Consider the following 3425-nt stretch of genomic DNA (forward strand, 5'->3'; position numbering starts at 1 on the left):
ACCGGTCGGCTGCTGCCCCGGAAAGGGGGCGCCCCACTGACCGGCCATGTTCCCCCACATGTCACCCATGGATTTCATCCAGGTGGTGAGCATCGTCGCCATTCCCAACGGATCTTCGTTTTTCATGTTCATGGACAGCCTCTTTCCCATCATGGGGGCTTCTTGTGTCTGCTCGGCGGAGATGTCGGTGTTAAACTTAAAAAATTAAGGCTTGTCATTGAAGGCGCGGCGAATCGTCTCCATCAGCGCCTGAAACTGATCGCCCTGGTCTTTGAGTGACCCTTGCATGTGTTGAAGCAACTCGCTGTATCCGAGTCCTTTTTGGGCCAGCAGATCCCGCAATTGTCGGATGGTGGCCTGCTGCTCCGCAACTTGTTTTTCGAGGGCGGCGCATTTTTCAAGCGTCTCTTGATGCTCCGTTTGGGGTACCCATCCCCATTGGGCGGCAAATTGGGCGAAGGTGTTTTGAAATTCGGCAACGGCTTCCTGCCAGGCTTGTGGGTCCTGAACACTGCCTGCATCCGAGGCGTTCAGACCGTAACAACGGCGGAACAGGGCCGCCAGGTCATCGGCGTCGGCATATCCATGTTTCATCCAGCTTGACATCTCATCGAGCTGTTTTTGACCCTGGGCGACATTGATCAGGAACTTGCCCCAGAATTCAAGAAACGCTGTGTTCATGGGCTTCACATCACCTCTATGGGAATTGTCCCGATCCCAGATTAAATGCTATTTTCGCTTACTTACCCCCGCGGGGGCTGGCCGGCTCAGTGCGCTTAATACGGGATGCAGGCGTTCTTTTTGTTTTTGCCGGAGCTGCCTTGGCCTTCGCTTTGGGCTTCTTTTTTGTCGCCGGCGTGGCTTTTTTCGTTTTTTTGGCGGCGCCCGTCGTTTTACGAGGTGTTGTTTTACGGGCGGCTGTGGTCTTTCTATCCGGTTTTTTGGCGGCACGCCCGGCCGCTGATGGGGCGGGTGCTATCGGCTGCGGCGGGGATGCGCTGGCTGCCTGGCGTTTGGTTTCGTCGAGGGCCGCATCCAGGTCCATGTGATAGCGTACCGGGCCGCGATAATTCCCCTCGCCAAAGCGCGTGTGCAGGGCGCAGGCGGACTGGGGAGACGACCAGGAGGTGGCGATGGCCACATGCCCTTTGGGAAAGGGCGTCACCTCGGCGTCAACGTGGTCAAGGGGCGCCAGGGCGGTTTCTTTTTCCACCAGGTCGTCATGGGTGCCGTAGCAGATCAACCAGGGGATATTTTTTTCTTTGAGGCGTTTCAGGTTCAGCTTGCCGCCGAACAGGCGTACCGGCAAGGTGCCATCTGCGGTGATGGGGGTGTTGTAGGCGGCAAAACTGATGCGCGTGATCTCTAAGGGCAGGTCGTAGCGTTCATTCTGGAGCCAATAGTTCAGTGCGGCGGCGGTTTTGCTGATCGGTTGATCTCCGTTTTTTTGGCGGGCGAACATCATCAGGTCACGGTAAAAGGCCGCTGCGGGAATTTCCTGCTCGATGCTCTTGAGTTTATAGACCCATCCCATCAACTTCCCGTCGGCCACCTGGTTGCCGTTGGGCAGGGTTTTGGTGCCATAGTCCAGATCATTGAACCGCTGGGGCAGGCGCGCGAGAAAGCTTGCCAAGCCTTTGCTGCGGGTGCCGTCCATGGGGGATACGCAGGTGATGAACGCATCCACCAGATCGTCCAGTTTTCCGCTGAGCAGATTGCACAGGGCGTTGTAGCCACCCTGGCAGTATCCATTGAGGGTCACCCGTTTGCCATGGGCTTTCAGAATGGTCTGGCAAAAACGCTGGGTGTCCAAGGCGTCGTCCTCCCCGCTCATGGTCTGCAGGGCGGGCGTAGTGTCGATCTCCTTGAGGATTCGGATGTAGGTGGGAAAACCCTGGTTGGCAAAGCAGTGGGCGTAACTGCGTTGCTCACCAGGTAAAAAACCCAAAATATTGGCGCCCAACACATAGGGAGGCAAGATCAGGACCGGTTTGGCGTCGCTGTTCGTTTTCACGCCCGGCAGTGACGGGGCCACCCGGTAGAGCAAAAAACGATCGGTTTCATCCACACGTGCATGTTCGCCGCGCTCGAAATGAAAGCCGTATTCGGGTTCGATGGCCTCGATGGCTTTCGGGTAGACATTGACCACCAGATCCAGCAATTCCGCCTGCCGCGCGGTAAACTTTTCCAGTTTGGTGGGATTGAATTCAAAGAAGGTTTGCTGCAGGGCCTCGGCCAGATCGTCGGCCTCATTTCGGGTATAGGCTTCCAGCATCCGGGCGCTGCCGCTCAAGCTGCGCGCCATCAGTTCAATATTGTTCTCCAACAGGCCCAGGTAAGCCTCGACACTGTCCGCCGGCGGGTTTTCCGACAAACGCAGCGCCTCTGCCTCCTGAAAGTACTGGGTCGCCAGCAGATAGGGGGTGTAAAAGCTATCGGTATAGTTTAACAATCCACTCAGATAGGTTTGAGAAGCGGACAAGATGTTTTGCAAAACAGAAATCCCGCTGCAGAATCGGTCATCCTTGGCAGTGGCGTCAGTGGGGTGTTCTTTTTCGCCCGGCATACGGTTCTCCTTGTAAGCTGCTCATTTTTGGCAGCCGTTGGGTCCTCACAGCAGCGGTGTGACCCAATTGTGCCGATGATCGATCAGGCCTTGTCAAAAAAGGATTCCACCTTGGCGTAGTTGTCATCCATCAGTTTTTTAAAATCGTTACATCCGGTGCGATACGCCGACACCCATTTTTGGATGGCCGCTTTGCCCTCTTCCGGCAGCCATGTCGCCTGAGTGAAAAAGGCTTCGAACATTTTGTCATTCTGCTCGACCACCATTGTCATGGCCTTGAAACTGTTGTCGAAGACAGCCTTGTTGAACTGGATCATCTGTTTGGCGATTTGCTTGTTGTCCATCATCGTTCCCTCCGTTTGTATGGATTCATAATCAAGTGATGACACACGATTGCGAGCTGCAACCATCCGCGGCGCCGAGATGCGGCAGGGGCGATGCACCGGTCTCTCGGTTATCAAAACAGGCGCATCATCCATCCGCTCGGGAGCGGGGTCTAAAAGGCCTAAACATCGCGGCGGAGTCCGCCCACACGCCGGCGCGGACATGCTCGTCAGTGCCTATTATAGGCCGCCGAGCAGCCTTGTCAATAAATAAATGTTGCACTGCACAAATTTAACTGCGGCACAGAAACGCGTGGCAATCTTTCTTTATTGATGATGGTTTTCATGGGGTTCAATGCAATCACTCATTGAATCGGTCATCATCCCGCCGGCATTTTTCACGGCGATCCATCCATCCGACCATCTCTATATAGGTGTAACCCTCGCATTCCCGTTCGCGTCGGTTCGTTTTACGCTGGTTTTGATCCTCGGCCGTCCGGGCGTCGCTTTCATGGCCGGGATCTTTTTTACGCTTG

The 3425-nt window shown here is 55.3% G+C and carries 3 protein-coding genes; all 3 read right to left on the reverse strand.

Annotated features, from left to right (window positions below; all coding sequences use genetic code 11):
• Positions 1-204: 204 nt before the first annotated feature.
• The 3 genes from ABYV26_RS23220 to ABYV26_RS23230 all read right to left on the reverse strand — a co-directional run bounded on the left by ABYV26_RS23220 (position 205) and on the right by ABYV26_RS23230 (position 2913).
• Entirely contained in the window at positions 205-681 is a 477-nt protein-coding gene (locus ABYV26_RS23220; protein ID WP_372683732.1) for a hypothetical protein, read from the reverse strand.
• Positions 682-739: 58 nt separating this feature from the next.
• Complete coding sequence (locus tag ABYV26_RS23225; RefSeq protein ID WP_372683733.1) at positions 740-2566, reverse strand: metal transporter; 1827 nt, start codon at positions 2564-2566, stop codon at positions 740-742.
• 83 nt (positions 2567-2649) lie between these two features.
• The gene (locus ABYV26_RS23230; protein WP_372683734.1) at positions 2650-2913 is read right to left on the reverse strand and encodes a hypothetical protein; all 264 of its coding nucleotides are present in this window, start codon (positions 2911-2913) and stop codon (positions 2650-2652) included.
• Between the last annotated feature and the right edge of the window lie 512 nt (positions 2914-3425).

The sequence above is a fragment of the Desulfosarcina sp. genome, from assembly GCF_041551955.1.
GTDB lineage: Bacteria > Desulfobacterota > Desulfobacteria > Desulfobacterales > Desulfosarcinaceae > Desulfosarcina.

Bases quoted from the DNA above. Each gene is read 5' to 3' on its own strand.
- ABYV26_RS23220 (WP_372683732.1), bottom strand. From the start codon at position 681: ATGAACACAGCGTTTCTTGAATTCTGGGGCAAGTTCCTGATCAATGTC.
- ABYV26_RS23225 (WP_372683733.1), bottom strand. From the start codon at position 2,566: ATGCCGGGCGAAAAAGAACACCCCACTGACGCCACTGCCAAGGATGAC.
- ABYV26_RS23230 (WP_372683734.1), bottom strand. From the start codon at position 2,913: ATGATGGACAACAAGCAAATCGCCAAACAGATGATCCAGTTCAACAAG.